Annotated in this window: 16 protein-coding genes and 3 tRNA genes; 16 read left to right on the top strand and 3 right to left on the bottom strand. The window is 56.9% G+C overall.

The window, feature by feature from the left end:
- Window positions 1–70 precede the first annotated feature (70 nt).
- The 8 genes from ihfB to M0G74_RS07385 all read left to right on the top strand — a co-directional run bounded on the left by ihfB (window position 71) and on the right by M0G74_RS07385 (window position 7,284).
- A complete protein-coding gene (gene ihfB, locus M0G74_RS07420; RefSeq protein ID WP_160153288.1) occupies window positions 71–379 on the top strand; it encodes an integration host factor subunit beta in 309 nt (102 codons plus the stop codon).
- 76 nt (window positions 380–455) lie between these two features.
- Window positions 456–764, top strand: a complete 309-nt coding sequence (locus M0G74_RS07415; protein ID WP_236250323.1) for a LapA family protein — start codon at window positions 456–458, stop codon at window positions 762–764.
- Window position 765: 1 nt separating this feature from the next.
- Window positions 766–1,956, top strand: a complete 1,191-nt coding sequence (lapB, locus tag M0G74_RS07410) for a lipopolysaccharide assembly protein LapB (RefSeq protein ID WP_160153289.1) — start codon at window positions 766–768, stop codon at window positions 1,954–1,956.
- Window positions 1,957–2,009: 53 nt separating this feature from the next.
- Entirely contained in the window at window positions 2,010–2,726 is a 717-nt protein-coding gene (pyrF, locus tag M0G74_RS07405) for an orotidine-5'-phosphate decarboxylase (protein WP_248215844.1), read from the top strand.
- Between the two features lie 169 nt (window positions 2,727–2,895).
- Window positions 2,896–3,195 carry a ComEA family DNA-binding protein gene (locus M0G74_RS07400; RefSeq protein WP_248215843.1) on the top strand — a complete coding sequence of 100 codons (300 nt, stop codon included), beginning with the start codon at window positions 2,896–2,898 and terminating at the stop codon, window positions 3,193–3,195.
- A 139-nt stretch (window positions 3,196–3,334) separates the two neighbouring features.
- Window positions 3,335–4,318, top strand: a complete 984-nt coding sequence (locus M0G74_RS07395) for an NAD-dependent epimerase/dehydratase family protein (RefSeq protein WP_248215842.1) — start codon at window positions 3,335–3,337, stop codon at window positions 4,316–4,318.
- Window positions 4,273–5,208, top strand: a complete 936-nt coding sequence (locus M0G74_RS07390) for a glycosyltransferase family 4 protein (RefSeq protein WP_248215841.1) — start codon at window positions 4,273–4,275, stop codon at window positions 5,206–5,208. Before M0G74_RS07395 ends, M0G74_RS07390 begins: the two co-directional genes overlap by 46 nt.
- 81 nt (window positions 5,209–5,289) lie before the next feature.
- Window positions 5,290–7,284: a nucleoside-diphosphate sugar epimerase/dehydratase gene (locus M0G74_RS07385; protein ID WP_248215840.1), complete on the top strand. Its 1,995-nt coding sequence runs from the start codon at window positions 5,290–5,292 to the stop codon at window positions 7,282–7,284.
- A 219-nt stretch (window positions 7,285–7,503) separates the two neighbouring features.
- Here M0G74_RS07385 and M0G74_RS07380 read toward each other — a convergent pair.
- Together M0G74_RS07380 and M0G74_RS07375 are read right to left on the bottom strand one after the other, a co-directional pair.
- Window positions 7,504–7,579 (bottom strand) — tRNA-Asn (locus M0G74_RS07380).
- Between the two features lie 91 nt (window positions 7,580–7,670).
- Window positions 7,671–7,746 (bottom strand) — tRNA-Asn (locus M0G74_RS07375).
- A 230-nt stretch (window positions 7,747–7,976) separates the two neighbouring features.
- Between M0G74_RS07375 and uvrB the strand changes: the two genes are divergently transcribed.
- Window positions 7,977–9,995, top strand: a complete 2,019-nt coding sequence (uvrB, locus tag M0G74_RS07370) for an excinuclease ABC subunit UvrB (RefSeq protein WP_282450062.1) — start codon at window positions 7,977–7,979, stop codon at window positions 9,993–9,995.
- 40 nt (window positions 9,996–10,035) lie between these two features.
- Here uvrB and M0G74_RS07365 read toward each other — a convergent pair whose 3' ends face one another.
- The gene (locus M0G74_RS07365; protein ID WP_248215839.1) at window positions 10,036–10,998 is read right to left on the bottom strand and encodes a DMT family transporter; all 963 of its coding nucleotides are present in this window, start codon (window positions 10,996–10,998) and stop codon (window positions 10,036–10,038) included.
- Between the two features lie 211 nt (window positions 10,999–11,209).
- Here M0G74_RS07365 and M0G74_RS07360 point away from each other — a divergent pair.
- The 7 genes from M0G74_RS07360 to pheT all read left to right on the top strand — a co-directional run bounded on the left by M0G74_RS07360 (window position 11,210) and on the right by pheT (window position 18,333).
- Window positions 11,210–11,286, top strand: a tRNA-Val gene (locus tag M0G74_RS07360).
- A 122-nt stretch (window positions 11,287–11,408) separates the two neighbouring features.
- A complete protein-coding gene (thrS, locus tag M0G74_RS07355) occupies window positions 11,409–13,343 on the top strand; it encodes a threonine--tRNA ligase (protein ID WP_248215838.1) in 1,935 nt (644 codons plus the stop codon).
- Between the two features lie 52 nt (window positions 13,344–13,395).
- Window positions 13,396–13,923, top strand: a complete 528-nt coding sequence (gene infC / locus M0G74_RS07350; protein WP_160153301.1) for a translation initiation factor IF-3 — start codon at window positions 13,396–13,398, stop codon at window positions 13,921–13,923.
- Between the two features lie 141 nt (window positions 13,924–14,064).
- Window positions 14,065–14,259: a 50S ribosomal protein L35 gene (gene rpmI / locus M0G74_RS07345; protein WP_248215837.1), complete on the top strand. Its 195-nt coding sequence runs from the start codon at window positions 14,065–14,067 to the stop codon at window positions 14,257–14,259.
- A 36-nt stretch (window positions 14,260–14,295) separates the two neighbouring features.
- Entirely contained in the window at window positions 14,296–14,655 is a 360-nt protein-coding gene (rplT, locus tag M0G74_RS07340) for a 50S ribosomal protein L20 (RefSeq protein ID WP_010131381.1), read from the top strand.
- A gap of 201 nt (window positions 14,656–14,856) precedes the next feature.
- Window positions 14,857–15,870 carry a phenylalanine--tRNA ligase subunit alpha gene (pheS, locus tag M0G74_RS07335; RefSeq protein WP_248215836.1) on the top strand — a complete coding sequence of 338 codons (1,014 nt, stop codon included), beginning with the start codon at window positions 14,857–14,859 and terminating at the stop codon, window positions 15,868–15,870.
- A 78-nt stretch (window positions 15,871–15,948) separates the two neighbouring features.
- On the top strand, window positions 15,949–18,333 hold the full coding sequence (pheT, locus tag M0G74_RS07330) for a phenylalanine--tRNA ligase subunit beta (protein ID WP_248215835.1): 2,385 nt from the start codon (window positions 15,949–15,951) through the stop codon (window positions 18,331–18,333).
- Window positions 18,334–18,403: the final 70 nt, after the last annotated feature.

Below are 18,403 nucleotides of genomic sequence, written 5' to 3'. Positions count from 1 at the left end.
TCCGGCTTTCTAGTAGATGATTGCCGCTATTCTAGAATAATCAATGACTTAGATAGGATTGCGGGGGCGCATGACCAAGTCTGAACTGATCGAGAAGATTGCTCTGAGGTTGGATCAGCTGCCGGTAAAGGATGTAGAGCTGGCGGTCAAAGTCATGCTGGACACCATGTCTGGTGTACTGGCTGAGGGCGAGCGAATAGAAATTCGCGGTTTTGGCAGTTTTTCTCTGCACTACCGCGCGCCGAGAACGGGGCGCAACCCCAAAACCGGTGACTCCGTGGAGCTGGCCGGCAAATACGTGCCGCACTTCAAGCCGGGAAAAGAGCTCAGGGATAGGGTAAATCAGCAGTTGAAACGGGATGCGCTGGAGAGTGCGTGATTGCCGAGCTGATTGCCGTGGGCTAACACTGTAACGGACTTATTGATTTTCACCCCTTCCGGGACCGGAGGTTTACTTGTCTTTTCTGCGCTGGATATCGCGACTGCTGTTCGGGGTGCTGGCCCTGGTGTGCTTGGCACTGGGTGTTTATTTCGCCGTGGATAACCCTGAAAGTATTACCCCGAGATTTGCCGGGTATGCACTGTTTCCGGGTAGTGTGGGCTTTTGGCTGATCGGCTTTTTACTGATTGGCGCGCTACTGGGGTTCCTTGCCAGTCTGCTGCCATATTACACCGAGCGCCACAGGGTCAAAGGGCTGGAGCGACAGTTGCTGCGTACCGAACGCGAGCTGCAGACTGTGCGCCGTCAGGTGGCCGGAGACTGAGTTGAGCGACCTGACGTTTTTTTTCTTCATTTTTGCGGCTATTGCCATAGGTTGGTACCTGGGGCGCAAGAGCGGCAAAAAGAAAGGTGCCAAAAACAATCAGCACCAGGCGCTGGCGCAGTCCTATGCGCAGGGCCTTAATTATCTCCTCAGTGAGCGTCACAATGACGCCATCGAAAAATTTATTGATGCGCTGGAAGTCAGCAGCGCGACCTTTGACACGCACCTGGCGCTCGGCAACCTGCTGCGCAAGCGGGGAGAGCACGACCAGGCCATTCGCGTCCATCAGAACCTTCTGGCGCGCCCAAGTCTTAACCGGATCAGTCAGCAGAAAGCGCAACTGGAGCTGGCGCGGGATTATATTGCCGCCGGTTGGTTGGACCGGGCAGAGCGCCTGCTGCAGGAGCTGGTGGAAACGTCTTCCGAGCTGCGCAGTACCAGCCTGGAGTACCTGGTTGAGGTATACCGGGATGAGCGCGAGTGGGCCAAGGCCATTCATGCGGTCAACCTGCTACACGGGCGCCGTTTCAAACGTCTGCCAGGGGAGTGGGCGCCAGTGCAGGCACACTTCTGCTGCGAGCTGGCGGAAGAAGCCATTAACGGCAAGGATTACCTGAGTGCGCGCAAGCATATTGATGCTGCGCTCAATTACGATCGTCACTCGGTGCGTGCCAACCTGTTGCTTGGGCGGCTCGAATACCTGCTGGGGCGACCCCAGGAGGGCATCAAGGTGCTCGAGCGGGTACCCAAGCAAAATCCGGATTACATCCCGGAAATCCTGGAGCTGCTGATCACCTGCTATGACGCCGTTGGTGACGAGCGTGGACTGGAACGCTACCTGGAAAACCTGCTCAAGGAGCATCCATCCAATAGTGTATTGATCGCACTGACCGAGCGTATTCACCAGCAGCAGAGTGAAGCCGAAGCGGCGGCATTTTTAGGCAAGCAGCTTGCGTTGCGACCGTCGCTGCGGGGGCTTGGGCATTTCCTAAACTTGCATATCGACACGACTCAGGGGCGCGCCAGGGAAAACCTGTTTCTGCTGAAAAACCTGATCGATCAACTGATTGCCAGCCGTCCCCATTACCGCTGCAACAATTGCGGTTTTTCCGGCAATCAACTCCATTGGCTGTGCCCCAGCTGCAAGCGTTGGGACAGTGTGCGCTCGGTAAAAGGTATTGAGGGCGAGTAAGCCCCGGTCCTGCCGCAAGCCCGTTTCATCCATTCTGATACTTGAGGTGTTCCTTGACTGACTCCGTTCTCTCTCCGGTAATTGTGGCGCTGGACTACGATAGTGCCGAAGCTGCACTCGCGATGGCAGCCCAGCTGGACCCGGCGGTTTGCCGGGTAAAAGTAGGTAAGGAGCTGTTTACGATCGCGGGGCCGGACCTGGTTCGCCGGTTGGTTGCGGACGGATTTGAGGTGTTTCTGGATCTGAAGTTTCACGATATCCCGAATACCGTGGCGGCGGCGGTAAAGGCTGCGGCAAGCCTGGGTGTCTGGATGGTGAATGTGCATGCCAGTGGAGGAGAGCGGATGATGCGGGCGGCGGCAGATGTGCTGGCCCCGCTCGGGGATAAGCGTCCGCTGCTGATTGGGGTGACGGTTCTGACCAGTACTGCAGAGGATGAGCTGGCACCGGTTGGGGTGAATCGCCCGCTGAAAGAGCAGGTAATAGCGCTAGCGCAGCTGGCAAAAAATAGTGGCCTGGACGGTGTTGTCTGTTCGGCGCAGGAGGCGGAAACGCTCAAGCAGGCATGCGGCAGTGAGTTTGCGCTGGTAACTCCGGGAATTCGCCCGGTTGGTGCGGCAGCGGGTGATCAGCGGAGAATCGTGACCCCGGTAGATGCCCTGAAAAATGGCTCCGACTATCTGGTAATTGGCCGCCCGATTACCGGAGCAGAGAAGCCCGCTGAGGCGCTCAAGGCCATTGTCGATGACATCCTGAATCACGCTAGTTGAGACGCTGGTGTAGAACCTGCGCACCATATAGCCTGGTGGCGTCAGTGCTGTAATAGTGTGTAATGGCCAAAGGCTTAAAAATTTCGGAAGAACTGGTAAAGTCGATGGCGCTTGGGGAGGTTTGTGGTCCCATGGAGTGAAGACCAAAACAAACAAAAAGGATTTTGCAATGAAACATATTCGAACTCTTCTTGCCGCTGTATTCGCAATTTCGCTGCTGTTGACCAATGTGCAACTGGCGGCCGCGGAAGATCAGGTCGCAGAGGCGCAGCTGCAGCTGGTCAACCTGAATACCGCTTCGGCTGAGGAGCTATCGGAAGCGCTGGAAGGCGTAGGGCCAGCCAGGGCCGAGCTGATCGTGCAGTACCGGGAGCAGAATGGAAATTTCTCCAGTATTGAACAGCTGCTGGAGATCAAGGGGATAGGGGTTGCAACACTGGAGAAGAACAAAGATCGGATCCAGTTGTAACCAGAATATCGAAACAGCGCCTTAGGGCGCTGTTTTTTTAGTGGTTCGGATAGTAGCCCTGAGAGCAGTTCTGTTAGTAGCTCCGGGGCGAGCGTTCAATGTCGACCGGGTCAAAGTTTAGAGGAATATTGTTCGCGGTATGCGGTGGGTGATTATAGGTAGTTCCGGGTATATCGGTTCTGCGTTGTGCCGGTATCTGGTGCAGCGAGGTGAATCCGTGCTTTCCATTTCTCGCCGACTGGCAGGGCCCGAAGGCTGCCAGCACCTGCAGATCGGGCAATTTCAAGGGCCCGCTTTTACGCAAGCTTTCCAGGCTGGAGACCGGGTTGTCTATGCGGCAGGTATCTCTTCAATTCGCGCGTGCAGAAAAAATCCTGCGCAGGCTGAGGCCCTGAATTGTGACTTGCCAGTGGCACTTCTTCCGATTGCTGCCGCGGCTGGAGCTGAAAGCTTTCTGTATCTCTCCAGTGTCAAAGCGCTGAGTCCCCCGAGCGGGCTTGTTGCGGGGGAAAATGATGGTATCCCCGCACTGGATTCCTATGGGCAAAGCAAGTGGCGTGCTGAGCAGCGGTTGCTATCGGCTGAATACCCCTGTCGGGTGAATATTTTAAGGCCAGCGGCAGTTTACGGTGATTACCTGCCGGAAGGCGGTGCGGTTGAAGGCAAAGTTGGCAAAGGTTCTCCGGGGGAGGATACTCAGGATGCCTCTCCGGCGCCGAGCGGCAAGCGGGCATTTTTATGGAAGCGCCGACTGACACGCTGGGGGCGGTTGCTGCCGTGGCTGCCGGCAACGGGCTACCGCAGTTTCGTGGCGCTCGAAGATCTGCTGTCAGCCATTATTTTGATTGAAGGTGGGCACCGCGATGGAGAAACGTTTATTGCTGCGGAACCCGGCTACTACAACCTGAGCCTGATCGGTAGTGCGGCCAGCGGGGTCTGTATAAAAAACAGTCGCCTACTTGGTAAAATATTGCTGTTTCCTTTTAAGTTGTTGTCACTGGTGGGAATAAAGGCAGGCGTGCTTGAGGTGGAGAGGAGCGAGCTTTATAGTGCTGGGCGGCTGAAGTCATTGCTCAATTGGCAGCCGAAGAGACGCTATGGTCAATTCCTGCGGGGGCTTTGATGGGGGGTATCATGCATTGGTGGTTACCGGTGGCAACAGGTATTGCAGTTACGCTGATTGTGCTGCGGTTGCTACTGTTTCGGCTGTGCCAGTTGGCTCTGGACGTCCCTAACCATCGCTCTCTGCACGATACTCCCGTTCCCAGAACCGGTGGTTGGGCCGTGCTGGTAGGCGTATTTTCCGGCGTGATAGTGAGCCAGGTGCCGCTATCCATTGGCACTCTAATTGCTTTTCTTATGTTGCTGGCGGTTTCCCTGGTGGATGACCTGCGCTCAGTGAGTGCTAGACTTCGCTTTTCTGTTCAGATTTTGTCCGTTTCGTTGCTGCTTTATTCAATGGCTCCGGAGTTTTCGCACTGGTTGTTGTGGCCGGTATTGATTGTTGCCGGTGTCTGGGTGGTAAACCTCTACAACTTTATGGATGGTATGGACGGCTTTGCCGGCAGCATGACCGGAATCGGGTTTGCCACCCTGGGAGCCATCTGTGTGCTGCAGGGGGCTGCTGCACTGGCCGGAATCTGTTTTCTGGTTGCCGCCAGTACACTTGTATTCCTGTACTACAATTGGCCTCAGGCGCGTATTTTCCTGGGGGATGCTGGCTCAACGGTTATCGGGCTTGGTGTTTTTGCCGTTGGTATCACTGGCTGGCAGCAGGGGATTTTCAGTCCGCTGGTTCCGCTGTTGATATTTTCGCCATTTTGGCTGGATGCCACTGCGACCCTCGTGGGGCGGGTGCTGAAAGGGGAGCGCTGGTGGGAGGCGCATCGACAGCATTTGTATCAGCGAATGGCGCTGAAGTACGGGGTTAAAAAATCACTTTTTATTGAGCTGATCGCGATGCTTTGCACATCAGCGGCGGCGTTGTTACTGGTAGTATCCGGATTGATGTAATGGGATCCATTGGAAGGTTTTGGTAAATCTGGGTTTGGAGTGGGTCAGTAAGATCCAGCAACGGATTACTTTGGGGGTTTGGTGAAGCGCTTTTATAAAGTCGCACAGAAGAACTACAAGCCGGTGTTGATGCTGGGCTATGATCTGCTAATGCTCACGGCAGCATTCCTTTTGGCAATGACCATCCGCTTTAATGGGGCCGGCCTGGTTACCGAGAAGGCGATGGCCCTGTGCCTGGGAATGACCCTGATATCCAGCAGTTTCATCTTCCTTCGCCTGGGCCTGTACCGCACGGTGATCCGCTATATGGGGCAGCAGGCGATCATCGCTGTTCTCCAGGGGGTAACTGCCTCGGCGGTGGTACTCGCTGTGGCGTCCTACCTTACCTATGCCGGTGTTCCGCGCTCGGTGCCTGTCATTTACTGGTGTTTTGCGCTGATTACGGTCGGTGGCTCCCGCTGGCTGGTGCGCGTCTATTACCAGATGGCCCTGGAAATCCACAAAACCCGAGTGGCGATTTACGGTGCGGGTACCGCTGGACTCCAGCTGTACAAGGGCCTGATTCATGGCGAAATGTACAAAACGGTGGCCTTCTTTGACGACAACGCCTCCAAGCAGAACACGCTGATCGATGGCGTGCTGGTGTATAGCCCGGCCAATATCCTCGAAGTGATTGCGGAGCGGGATATCTCCGAGATCCTGCTGGCCATGCCCGGGGTGCCGAAGCGCCGCCGGCGTGAGATCACCCGAAGTCTGCGGGAGCGGGGTGTCGTGGTGAAGGTCATTCCGGGTATGGAAGAGCTGGTGGACAGTGCTGGCCGGGTCTCCGATATTTCCCAGATCTACGAAAACATTCTCGGTCGCGCTCCCGTTGAGCCCCAGAAGCAGCTGATCTCCGCCTCTATCGCCGGCAAGGTGGTGCTCATCACTGGTGCGGGAGGCTCCATTGGTTCTGAGCTCTGTCGTCAGATCATCCAGTGGGAGCCAGCCCAGCTGATCATGCTCGAGGCTTCCGAATTCTCCCTGTACCAGATTGAGCGTGAGCTCCGGCAGCAGCAGCTGGATGAAAATCTTCAGGTGGAAGTGACAGCGCTGTTAGGTGATGTGCGCAATCGCACCCGCGTGGCGGAAATCATTGGTTCATTTAATGTCCATACCATCTATCACGCGGCGGCTTACAAGCATGTGCCGCTGGTAGAGCAGAACGTGGTGGTCGGGGCGGAAAATAACGTACTGGGTACCCTGTCTGTGCTTGAAGCGGCAGAGGCTTTCGGCGTCGAGCAGTTTGTGTTGGTGTCCACCGACAAGGCGGTTCGTCCTACCAATGTTATGGGTGCCACCAAGCGTCTGGCGGAGCTGGTCTGCCAGGACTTTGGGCGACGCTTCGGTCGCACCCGCGTATGTATGGTGCGATTTGGTAACGTGCTGGGCTCGTCCGGCTCGGTGATCCCGCTGTTTACCGATCAGATCAACGCGGGCGGCCCGGTAACTGTGACACACCCCAAGGTGACCCGCTTCTTTATGACCATTCCGGAGGCGGCGCAATTGGTGCTGCAGGCCGGTAGCATGGGGCGCAAGGGTGAGGTGTTTGTCCTGGATATGGGGGAGCCGGTCCGGATCCTGGATATCGCACGCCGCCTGATTCAGATAATGGGTCACACCGTGCGGGATGATGCCAACCCTGACGGCGACATTGAAATCCAGATCAGCGGCCTGCGTCCCGGCGAAAAGCTTTATGAAGAGCTGTTGCTCGGGGATAAAGTGGCCGGCACCGATCACCCCATGATTATGCGCGCGGAAGAAGAGCGTCTGCCCAGTGATCAGCTGCAGCTGTTTATTGGTGAGTTGCGAGAGGCCTGCTCGCGTCAGGATGCCGAGGGCGTTCATCGCTTGCTGGTTGAGGCGGTTAAGGATTACACCCCGAAGCAGTGTCTGATGGATACCGTATGGGTTCAGTCGTCGGAAGTGGCGGCAGATGAGGCGCCGCTCGCGGCGCGGGGCGCGGAAGTCAAGCGACTGCCGACGCCACCCCAGAGTCGGGTGCGGCGCATGACAGGTGAGATGCCAGAGGTTTAGGTTTAGCGCTGCTTTGTGGGATTCTTGAGTTGAATCCCTATCGCCTGAATACAAAAGCCCTGCGTACCCCGCGGGGCTTTTAGTTTGCAATTTACAGTTTTGTCTTATGGCTTGTTTTTTGGGGGGCGGTGCAGATTCTTCTGGCGGATTGCTTGCGTCGACGACTGGTGCAGAAAAAGAAAAACCCCGGACCTTTTCAGGTGCGGGGTTTTCTTTATTTGGCTCCGCCTGCTGGGCTCGAACCAGCGACCCAATGATTAACAGTCATTTGCTCTACCAACTGAGCTAAGGCGGAATTTTGGTTGGGCGCTTTTGGTGGGCGTCCGGAAGAGCATAGCTCTAAATAAAAACCCCGTAGCTATCGAAAGCTTCGGGGTTTTTGAATTTGGCTCCGCCTGCTGGGCTCGAACCAGCGACCCAATGATTAACAGTCATTTGCTCTACCAACTGAGCTAAGGCGGAACTGTGTATCTGATCAGTATTGCAAGGCCGTCCCGGTCAGATGGCGCGTATCTTATAGAGCACCCCATAGCAGGTCAACCCCTTTGTCTAAAATTAACCCTTTGATTTTGCAGTGTTTATTTTCTCGCCGATGTGTTCTCGGTGCGACGGTATTTGTTCCCTGGTGGCGTGTGCGCCTACAATTTCCCAAACCTTCCCGTGAGATGGTGCAACGATAATTGAGTGGTGAGATGTCTATGGAGACTCGTCCGTTTCAGGTCGCGAGCAAATACGAGCCCGCGGGTGACCAGCCGGCCGCAATCGAGTCCCTGGTGGAGGGGGTAGAGGACGGCCTCGCGCATCAGACCCTGCTGGGTGTGACCGGGTCAGGCAAGACCTTCACCATGGCCAATGTGATTGCGCGACTGCAGCGACCTGCGATTGTCATGGCGCACAACAAGACCCTGGCGGCGCAGTTGTACGGTGAACTGAAAGAGTTCTTCCCGAAAAACGCGGTGGAGTACTTCGTCTCCTACTACGACTACTACCAGCCGGAAGCCTATGTGCCGTCGTCCGACACCTTTATCGAGAAGGATGCCTCGGTCAACGAGCATATCGAGCAGATGCGCCTGTCGGCCACCAAGGCCTTGATCGAACGCAAGGATGTGATTGTGGTGGCTACGGTCTCGGCCATTTACGGCCTGGGCGATCCAGACAAGTACCTGAAAATGGTGTTGCATCTGGATCGTGGCGATATCGTCGACCAGCGCACCATACTGCGCCGCCTGGCCGAGTTGCAGTACACCCGCAATGATGCGGATTTCCGTCGCGCGACCTATCGCGTGCGCGGTGACATTATTGATATCTATCCGGCGGACTCTGATCTGGAAGCCGTGCGGCTGTCGCTGTTCGATGAGGAGATCGAAGAGATCACCTTATTTGATCCGCTGACCGGCGAGGTGCTGCAAAAAGTGCCCCGGATTACGATCTTCCCCAAGTCCCACTATGTGACCCCGCGGGAGACCATTGTCGCGGCCATCGACCAGATAAAAGACGAGCTCAAGGATCGCCTGGAGCAGTTGCGTGACAACAGTAAATTGCTGGAAGCCCAGCGCCTTGAGCAGCGCACCCGCTACGACCTGGAAATGATGCAGGAGCTCGGTTATTGCAACGGGGTGGAGAACTATTCACGTTACCTCTCCGGGCGCGATCCGGGGCAGCCGCCGCCCACGCTTTTCGATTACCTGCCGCACGATGCGCTGCTATTTATAGATGAGAGTCATGTCACGGTGCCCCAGATCGGCGGTATGTACCGCGGAGACCGATCCCGTAAAGAGACGCTGGTGGAATACGGCTTTCGCTTGCCGTCTGCACTGGATAACCGCCCGCTGAAATTTGAGGAGTGGGAAGGGCTGTCACCGCAGACAATTTTCGTTTCGGCGACCCCGGGCAAATACGAAGCGGAGCACGCCGGTGCGGTGGTGGAGCAGGTGGTCCGGCCCACGGGTCTTGTTGATCCAGAAGTGGAGGTGCGGCCAGCGGCCACCCAGGTTGACGATACCCTGTCGGAAATTCACCGCTGCGTAGACGCGAATCAACGGGTTCTGATCACGGTGCTGACCAAGCGCATGGCCGAGGATCTGACGGAATATCTGAGCGACAACGGGGTGCGTGTACGCTATTTGCATTCGGATATCGATACGGTCGAGCGGGTGGAGATTATTCGCGACCTGCGTATCGGGGAGTTTGACGTGCTGGTGGGGATCAATCTGCTGCGGGAGGGGTTGGATATGCCAGAGGTGTCCCTGGTGGCGATTTTCGATGCGGACAAGGAGGGTTTCCTGCGTTCGGATCGCTCGCTGATTCAGACCATTGGTCGTGCGGCGCGGAACCTTGAGGGCAGGGCGATACTGTATGCCGACAAAATTACCGATTCCATGCGACGGGCACTGGATGAGACCCAGCGTCGCCGGGAAAAGCAAATGGCGCATAACGCCGAGCATGGCATCACGCCGAAAGGGATCTTCAAAAGCGTTGCCGACATTATGGAGGGTGCAATCGCACCGGGGGTGCCGGCGCGTGGACGCCGTAAAGTAGCGGAAAAAGAGGGTGCCTACGGGGCTGAGCAGAAGCCGCTTACCGATCAGCAGCGCTGGGCCAGAATCGAGGAGCTGGAAGAACAGATGTACCAGCACGCCAAAAACCTGGAGTTCGAAGCGGCGGCAAAGTTGCGCGATGAGATTTCCAGGTTGAAAGAGGTTGCGCCATAGGTCGCAACCTCATTTCCCGATCGCTGTCGTAATCGCTGCCTTAGCTGCTGGGTGCCGCGCTTTTTGCCGGTGCAGCAGATTTGTTGGAGCCCTTCAGTAATACCAGGCTGCCAATAATGATCGCCATGCCCAGCAAATGGATGGCAGAGAAGGGCTCTCCTAAAACCAGCGCCGCAGCAACCAGTGTGACCACGGGGCCGGAGGTTCCAATGGCCCCGGTGGAGGCCGAGCCGATCTGCTGGATGGCCGCACTCATCATCAATGACGGAATCACCGTACACACAAACGCCACTACCAGTGCATAGCTATAAACCTGCCAGGGCTGCTGCAGGCGCGACCAGTCCCCTTGGATAGTGAAGTGCAGGGCGATAGCGGCGCTGGCGGCCATCATGGCCAGGGCAGTGAACTGGCGGCTGCCCAAGGTCTTGATGACCTGCTCGCTGAAGGCGACATACAGGGAAAAACTGAGGGCGCTGCCGAAAGTCAGGAGCGCCCCCCAGCTGATAGCGTCCAGTGACACCCATTGGGGTGGTAGCACGCCGGTAGTAAAATTCTGATCCTGCCAGTAGATCACCAGGATACCCACGTAGGCGCCAAGAATGCAGAGCACTTGTCGCATCGAGACCCCCTTGCCAAGAAAAAGCCAGCCGAGGATCAGCACCAGGGTGGGGTAGAGGTAAATAATCAGGCGTTCAAAGTTGGCGCTGATGTAGCGCAAGCCCTGAAGATCGAGAAAGCTCGCCAAGTAGTAGCTGCAAAGCCCGAGCGCTATCGTGAGTATCAGGTTGCGACGGCTGACCGGGCGCCACTGCCCCTGTTTGTGGAGCAGCGCCAGGATGGCCAGGTAAAACGGCAGCGCCAGCGCCATGCGCAGAAAGATAAAGGTTTCCACGTCGACGCCGTGACGATAGGCCAGCTTGACGAAAATGGCTTTGATGGAGAAAAGGGCGGCTGCGCCCAGGGCCAGCAGAAATCCACTGCTGCTATTGAGGGTAATGCTCATAAAATCCTTCTGATACCGCGGGGTGAGGCTGGGTCGTCTTGGTTGTGGCCTCGGAGCTGCGTCCTGCAGTCGGGCCAAGATACCCCAAGTGCTTGATTGGCGGAAATATTTTTCTGGTTGGAGCAGTTGAAAAGCCAAAAAGCCGGTGCTAAAGTTCGCCTCCTTCGCAGCGGGGCCTGTCTCATGGCGTATCCCCAGTCTGCAACTCTATAGACCCATAGCTCAGTTGGTTAGAGCGCTGCCTTGACATGGCAGAGGTCAGCAGTTCGAGTCTGCTTGGGTCTACCATTTTCTTGCGAGTCTTTTCTTCTATCCTGATCTGGTTCGCTCCGGGCTCTAGCCCAAGCTTCACACTCTGTGAATCACGCGGTCTTTCGTAGGGATCGCCACTGAAACAAAAAGGAAGAACAATGCCTGTTGTTACCCTCCCTGACGGTTCCCGTCGCGAATTTTCCAATCCTGTATCCGTATTCGACGTTGCCAATGATATTGGCGCGGGCCTGGCCAAAGCCGCTTTGGCTGGTGTGGTCGACGGTAAAGAAGTGGATACCAGTTTTGTCATCGATCACGACGCCGAGCTGGCGATTGTGACCGACCGCCAGCCGGAAGGGCTGGAAATTATCCGTCACTCCACCGCGCACCTGCTGGCCCAGGCGGTCAAGCAGTTGTATCCGGGTGCCCAGGTCACCATCGGCCCGGTCATCGATGACGGCTTCTACTACGATTTCGCCTACGAGCGTCAGTTCACGCCGGAAGATCTCGAGAAGATCGAAAAGCGCATGGAAGAACTGGCCAAGGAAGATATTCCGGTCAGTCGCCGCCTGTTACCGCGCGACGACGCGGTCAAATACTTCCGTGAGCTGGGTGAAGAGTACAAGGCGGAAATCATCGCCAGTATTCCCACCAACGAAGATATTTCCCTGTATCGCCAGGGCGACTTTGAAGACCTGTGCCGCGGCCCCCACGTGCCGTCTACCGGCAAGCTGAAGGCCTTCAAATTGACCAAGGTGGCCGGTGCCTACTGGCGCGGCGATGCCAAAAACGAAATGCTGACCCGTGTATACGGTACCGCCTGGGCCAACAAGAAAGAGCTCAAGGCCTACCTGCACCGTATTGCCGAAGCGGAAAAGCGCGATCACCGCAAACTGGCGAAGAAGTTCGACCTGTTCCATATTCAGGAAGAAGCGCCGGGTATGGTGTTCTGGCACCCGAATGGCTGGACCGTGTACAGCACTGTTGAGCAGTACATGCGCGAGCGTCAGCGCGAGCGCGGCTACAAAGAGATCAAGACCCCGCAGCTGGTGGACTTTTCCCTGTGGCAGAAATCCGGTCACGCCGACAAGTTCGGCGACGACATGTTTACCCTGACCAGTGAAGAGCGCCAGTTCGCCATCAAGCCCATGAACTGCCCCTGTCACGTACAGGTGTTTAACCAGGGTCTGCGCAGCTACCGCGATCTGCCCCTGCGCCTGGCGGAGTTCGGCTCCTGTCACCGCAGTGAGCCGTCCGGCTCCCTGCACGGCCTGATGCGTGTGCGCGGCTTTGTGCAGGACGATGGCCACATCTTCTGTACCGAAGACCAGATTCAGTCTGAAGTATCCGAGTTCATGGACCTGCTGCACGCGGTCTATAAAGATTTCGGCTTCGAAGAGGTGATTTACCGCCTGTCCACCCGCCCTGAGCAGCGCGTGGGTTCCGACGAAAGCTGGGACAAGGCCGAGAAGGCACTGGCAGACGCGCTGAACGCGGCGGAGCTGCCGTGGCAAGAGCTGCCGGGCGAGGGCGCCTTCTACGGGCCCAAGATCGAGTTCTCCCTGAAGGATTGCCTGGGCCGTGTATGGCAGTGCGGCACCATTCAGGTGGACTTCTCCATGCCGGGCCGCCTGGATGCCCAGTATGTAGCGGAAGATGGCTCGCGCCAGACCCCGGTAATGCTGCACCGCGCGACTCTCGGGTCCTTCGAGCGCTTCATCGGTATTCTGATCGAGAACTACGAAGGGGCCTTCCCGACCTGGCTGGCTCCCCAGCAGGTTGCAGTGCTGAATATCACTGACCGCCAGTCCGAATACTGTCGTGACCTGGAGGGCAAGTTGGGTGCTGAAGGCTTCCGTGCAGCGGCTGACTTGAGAAACGAGAAGATCGGCTTTAAAATCCGCGAGCACACGCTACAGCGTGTCCCTTATCTGCTGGTAATCGGCGATAAGGAAGTGGAAAGCCAGACGGTCGCCGTGCGAACACGCAGCGGTGAGGACCTCGGAACCATGACCTATGAGTCATTCCTTGAGCTCCTCCTCCAGGATGTGGATCGCCGCGGCCGTTCGTCTATTGCGGGCGCAGCTGAATAAGCGCCCCGATAGCTTTTATTAGTAACCGGAGACGAGTGTTATTAAACGAGATATGAAAGGAAAGTCCAAGAAGGCCCGTATCAACGATCAGATCGAGGCGTCTGAGCTGCGATTGATTGGTGCGGATGGTGAGCAGGTAGGTATTGTTACTCTGGAAGATGCGCTGGAAGCGGCACAAAAGGCCAGCCTGGATCTCGTTGAAATTGCCTCGGACTCCGATCCCATCGTCTGTAAGATCATGGACTATGGTAAGCACATTTTTGAGGCCAAGAAGGCCAAAAATGCGGCTAAAAAGAAACAAAAGCAGCAGCAGATCAAGGAAATGAAGTTCCGTCCCGGTACTGATATCGGCGACTACCAGATCAAACTGCGCAACCTGACCCGCTTCCTGGAAGCCGGGGACAAGGCAAAAGTATCCCTGCGCTTCCGCGGCCGCGAAATGGCCCACCAGGAGCTGGGAATGGAAATGATGCAGCGCATCGAGAAAGATCTCGAGGAGCTGGGTGTTGTGGAGCAGCGGCCGAAAATGGAAGGTCGTCAAATGATCATGGTCATTGCTCCCAGCAAAAAGAAAAAGTAAGGCGTAGGGTTAACCCTGCACCTTCTTTTCGGGATGTGGTCGGGCGACGGCTGCCTTCTCACTCCCGCATAGTCGCAGGCCTCGGCCTGTGGCCAATTAACTAAGCCCATTCGTGGGTCATTATTTACTTTGGAGTACAAAATGCCGAAAGCAAAAGTACACAGTGGCGCTGCCAAGCGCTTCAAGAAGACGGCTTCGGGCTACAAGCACAAGCACGCGAACAAGAGCCACATCCTCACCAAGATGACCACCAAGCGTAAGCGTCAGCTGCGCGGCACTCAGCTTATGAATAAGTCTGATGCCACCCTGGTCGATCGTATGCTGCGCGCCAAGTAATTGGCTGCACACGTAAAGTTTTAAGAGGATATTGATATGGCCCGTGTAAAACGTGGTGTAGTGGCGCGTCGCAGTCACAAGAAAATTCTGAAGCAGGCTAAAGGTTACTACGGTGCGCGTTCGCGTGTATTCCGCGTAGCCAAGCAGGCAGTCATCAAAGCTGGTCAGTACGCTTACCGCGACCGTCGCGTTAAGAAGCGTAACTTCCGCGCTCTGTGGATCACGCGTATCAACGCCCAGTCCCGCGCTGAAGGCCTGAGCTACAGCCGACTGATTGCTGGCCTGAAGAAGGCAGATATCGCTCTGGATCGCCGTGTTCTGGCTGATCTGGCGGTATACGATAAAGCCGCTTTTGCTGCCGTAGTTGAAAAAGCCAAGGCAGCCCTGGCAGCTTAATCAGCGCCTGCAGTACAAGTCGACCCGTAAGGGCTGGCTTATGCATTAAAAATAGGGAAGGGCTGTTTGGCTCTTCCCTATTTTTTTATCTGCTTTGCAAGAATTCTGAATACATCCGTCGGCTACGATTTCTCAGCTTCCGTCGGGTGCGTATAAAAACATTATTAGTTGTCACTCATCGATCAGAACGAGAAGGTTTCAATGCAAGAATTGCAATCCCTCACCGAACAGGCACTGGCGCTGGTAGAAGAGGCCAGTGACCTGGCGGCACTGGATCAGGTGCGGGTAGATTACCTGGGTAAGAAAGGCCCGCTCACCGCACTGCTGAAAGGCCTCGGCAAACTGTCTGCCGAAGAGCGCCCGGCCGCGGGAGCCAAAATCAATGAAGCCAAGCAGCAGGTTCAGGCCGCCATCAACGTCCGTCGCGAAGCGATGGAAAAGGCTGCCATTGAAGAAAAGCTCGCCAAGGAAACCATCGACGTTACCTTGCCGGGCCGCGGTGAAGAGCAGGGCAGTATGCACCCCATCACCCGCACCCTGCGCCGTATTGAAGAAATCTTCCAGCGTCTCGGCTTCTCCGTAGAGCAGGGCCCGGAAGTCGAAGGTGACTACTACAACTTCGAAGCGTTGAATATTCCCGCGCACCATCCCGCGCGTGCGATGCACGATACTTTCTATATCGATCCGACCACGGTACTGCGTACCCACACCTCCTCAGTGCAGATCCGCACCATGGAGAAAAAGAATCCGCCCCTGCGCATCATCTGCCCGGGTCGCGTTTACCGCTGTGATTCCGACGTGACGCACTCGCCCATGTTCCATCAGGTGGAAGGTCTGGTAATCGATGAGGGTGTGAGCTTCGCGCACCTGAAAGGCTGTATCGACCAGTTCCTCAAGGCCTTCTTTGAAGCGGACGTGCCGGTACGCTTCCGTCCGTCTTACTTCCCGTTCACCGAGCCCTCTGCAGAGGCCGACATCCAGTGCACCAACTGTGGCGGCGAAGGCTGTCGTGTTTGTTCCGGCACCGGCTGGCTGGAAATTCTCGGTTGCGGCATGGTGCACCCGAATGTATTCGCGTCCTGTGATATCGACAGCGAAAAATACTCCGGCTTTGCCTTCGGCCTGGGTGTCGAACGCATGGCCATGCTGCGCTACGGCGTGAACGACCTGCGCCTGTTCTTCGATAACGACCTGCGTTTCCTCAAGCAGTTCTAATCGGGCCCTCTCGATAGGGCAGCCTGCGCGCGGGCGAACAGAAATACGCAAATCAGAATTCAGCATTAGAGAACGAATATGAAATTCAGCAACGCATGGTTGCGGGAGTGGGTAAACCCGGACCTGACAGCACAGCAGCTGGCCGATCAGATCACCATGGCCGGCCTGGAAGTGGATTCCGTCGAGCCAGTGGCTGGCGAATTTTCCGGTGTGGTCGTGGGCGAGATCGTCGCTTGTGAACAGCACCCAGACGCGGACAAACTGCGCGTGTGCCAGGTGAAGGGTCACCCGGAAGGCGACATGCAGGTCGTCTGCGGCGCACCCAATGCCCGCGTCGGTATCAAAATTCCATTTGCCTTGGTGGGTGCCAAGCTGCCGGGTGATTTCAAAATCAAGAAAGCCAAGCTGCGCGGTGTCGAGAGCTTTGGCATGCTGTGTGCCCAGACCGAGCTGGAGCTGGGTGACGACAGCGACGGCATCTGGGAGCTGCCCGCAGGCGCGCCCACCGGCGCCGACCTGCGTGAATTCCTGAACCTGAACGACAGCATCATCGAAGTCGACCTGACTCCGAACCGCTCCGATTGCCTGGGCGTGGCGGGTATTGCTCGCGAAGTAGGTGTACTGAACCGCTGTGCGGTACAGGCGCCGGCCATCGAACCCGTTGTGCCGGTCATCGACGACAGCCTGCAGGTTTCCCTGCTGGCCGAGGAAGCCTGTCCGCGCTACGTGGGCCGCGTGATCCGCAATATCGACATCACTGCCACAACTCCGCTGTGGATGCAGGAGCGCCTGCGCCGCAGTGGTGTGCGCACCATCGATCCGGTCGTCGACGTTACCAACTACGTTCTGTTGGAGCTGGGTCAGCCGATGCACGCGTTCGACCTCGCCAAGCTGAGCGGCGGCATCAAGGTACGTATGGCGGAGCAGGGCGAGAAACTGACGCTGCTGGACGAGCAGGAAGTCGAGCTGAAAGCCGATACCCTGGTCATTGCCGACGAAAAATCAGCGCTGGCCATCGCCGGCGTAATGGGCGGCCTGGATTCGTCCGTTACTGAAAATACCAAAGACATTTTCCTGGAAAGTGCCTTCTTCAGCCCGCTGGCGATCGCCGGCAAAGCGCGCTCTTACGGTCTGCACACGGATTCCTCCCACCGCTTTGAGCGCGGCGTGGACTACCGTCTGCAGGAAAAAGCCATCGAGCGTGCGACCCAGCTGCTGCTGGACATCGTCGGCGGTGAGCCGGGTCCGGTACACCTGCGTGAAGTGACCGAAGCCATGCCGGCGGAGCGTCGCATCACACTGCGTCGCAACCGCGTGAAAACCGGCCTCGGCATCGATATGGCCGACGACGAAATTGTTGAAATCATCACCCGTCTCGGTCTGGAAAAGCTCAGCGAAACCGACGAGGGCTGGACCTTCCTGGCGCCCAGCTTCCGCTTCGATATCGCTATCGAGTCCGACCTGCTGGAAGAACTGGCGCGCGTTTACGGCTACAACCGTATCCCAAGCATCAGCTTTAATGCCGCGCTGGATATCGTGCCGCGCGCCGAAGCCGAAGTGGCCCAGAACCGCCTGGAGCAGACCCTGCTGTCCCGCGGCTACCAGGAAGCCATCACCTTCAGCTTTATCGATCGCGATACCTCCGCCAAATTCAGCCCGGATGTCGAGCCTGTGGCTCTGCAGAACCCCATCAGTGCAGAGCTCTCGGTAATGCGTACTACCTTGATGGCGGGCCTGGTAAAAACCCTGCAGTACAACCTGAACCGTCAACAGGATCGCCTGCGCCTGTTCGAAACCGGCCTGCGCTTTGTGCCGGGTAAAGAAGGTGAAGAGCTGAAGCAGGAGCGCATGATTGCCGGCCTGATCTACGGTACCCGCCAGCCGGAAGGCTGGACCGGTAGCAAGGATCTGGTGGACTTTTACGATATCAAGGCCGACGTAGAGGCGCTGCTGGAGCACTATGACGCGCAGGGCGAGTTCACCTTCGCCCCGGCAAAGCACCCGGCGTTGCACCCGGGACAGTGCGCCACAGTGCTGCGCAAGGGCACCCAGGTGGGTGTAATCGGCGCCCTGCACCCGGAACTGCAGAAAGCCTTCGACCTGCCGAAGTCTGCCTTCCTGTTCGAGCTCAGCCTGGACGGTCTGGGTGAGGCGGTTATTCCAGCCTTCGCACCGCTGTCCAAGTTCCCGGAAGTGCGCCGCGACCTCGCCATTCTGGCGGATGCGGAAACCCCGGTGGGCGATCTCGCAGAAACCGCCGTTGAAGCGGCCGGCGAATATTTGACGGACTTCAACATTTTTGACGTCTATCAGGGCAAAGGCATTGATTTTAATAGAAAAAGTGTCGCGATGGGCTTGACCTTTCAGCATCCCTCGCGCACCCTTAACGACGAAGAAATCAATGCCGCAGTCGAAGCGGTGGTTTCTCAATTAGAACAAAAATACAACGCCAGCCTGCGCTAAACCGGTCTATGCTCCGGGGTACGCCAAGCTGACGAGCGTATCCCGAGAGCGTCTGCCTCCGGGTTACAAG

The organism is Microbulbifer sp. CAU 1566, from assembly GCF_023156515.1.
Lineage (GTDB): Bacteria > Pseudomonadota > Gammaproteobacteria > Pseudomonadales > Cellvibrionaceae > Microbulbifer.
The sequence above is the reverse complement of the archived record's forward strand: the minus strand, read 5'-3'. Positions and strand labels throughout refer to the sequence as shown.

Bases quoted from the DNA above. Each gene is read 5' to 3' on its own strand.
- ihfB (WP_160153288.1), top strand. From the start codon at position 71: ATGACCAAGTCTGAACTGATCGAGAAGATTGCTCTGAGGTTGGATCAG.
- rplT (WP_010131381.1), top strand. From the start codon at position 14,296: ATGGCCCGTGTAAAACGTGGTGTAGTGGCGCGTCGCAGTCACAAGAAA.
- M0G74_RS07400 (WP_248215843.1), top strand. From the start codon at position 2,896: ATGAAACATATTCGAACTCTTCTTGCCGCTGTATTCGCAATTTCGCTG.
- pheS (WP_248215836.1), top strand. From the start codon at position 14,857: ATGCAAGAATTGCAATCCCTCACCGAACAGGCACTGGCGCTGGTAGAA.
- M0G74_RS07395 (WP_248215842.1), top strand. From the start codon at position 3,335: ATGCGGTGGGTGATTATAGGTAGTTCCGGGTATATCGGTTCTGCGTTG.
- pheT (WP_248215835.1), top strand. From the start codon at position 15,949: ATGAAATTCAGCAACGCATGGTTGCGGGAGTGGGTAAACCCGGACCTG.
- M0G74_RS07365 (WP_248215839.1), bottom strand. From the start codon at position 10,998: ATGAGCATTACCCTCAATAGCAGCAGTGGATTTCTGCTGGCCCTGGGC.
- uvrB (WP_282450062.1), top strand. From the start codon at position 7,977: ATGTCTATGGAGACTCGTCCGTTTCAGGTCGCGAGCAAATACGAGCCC.
- rpmI (WP_248215837.1), top strand. From the start codon at position 14,065: ATGCCGAAAGCAAAAGTACACAGTGGCGCTGCCAAGCGCTTCAAGAAG.
- thrS (WP_248215838.1), top strand. From the start codon at position 11,409: ATGCCTGTTGTTACCCTCCCTGACGGTTCCCGTCGCGAATTTTCCAAT.
- infC (WP_160153301.1), top strand. From the start codon at position 13,396: ATGAAAGGAAAGTCCAAGAAGGCCCGTATCAACGATCAGATCGAGGCG.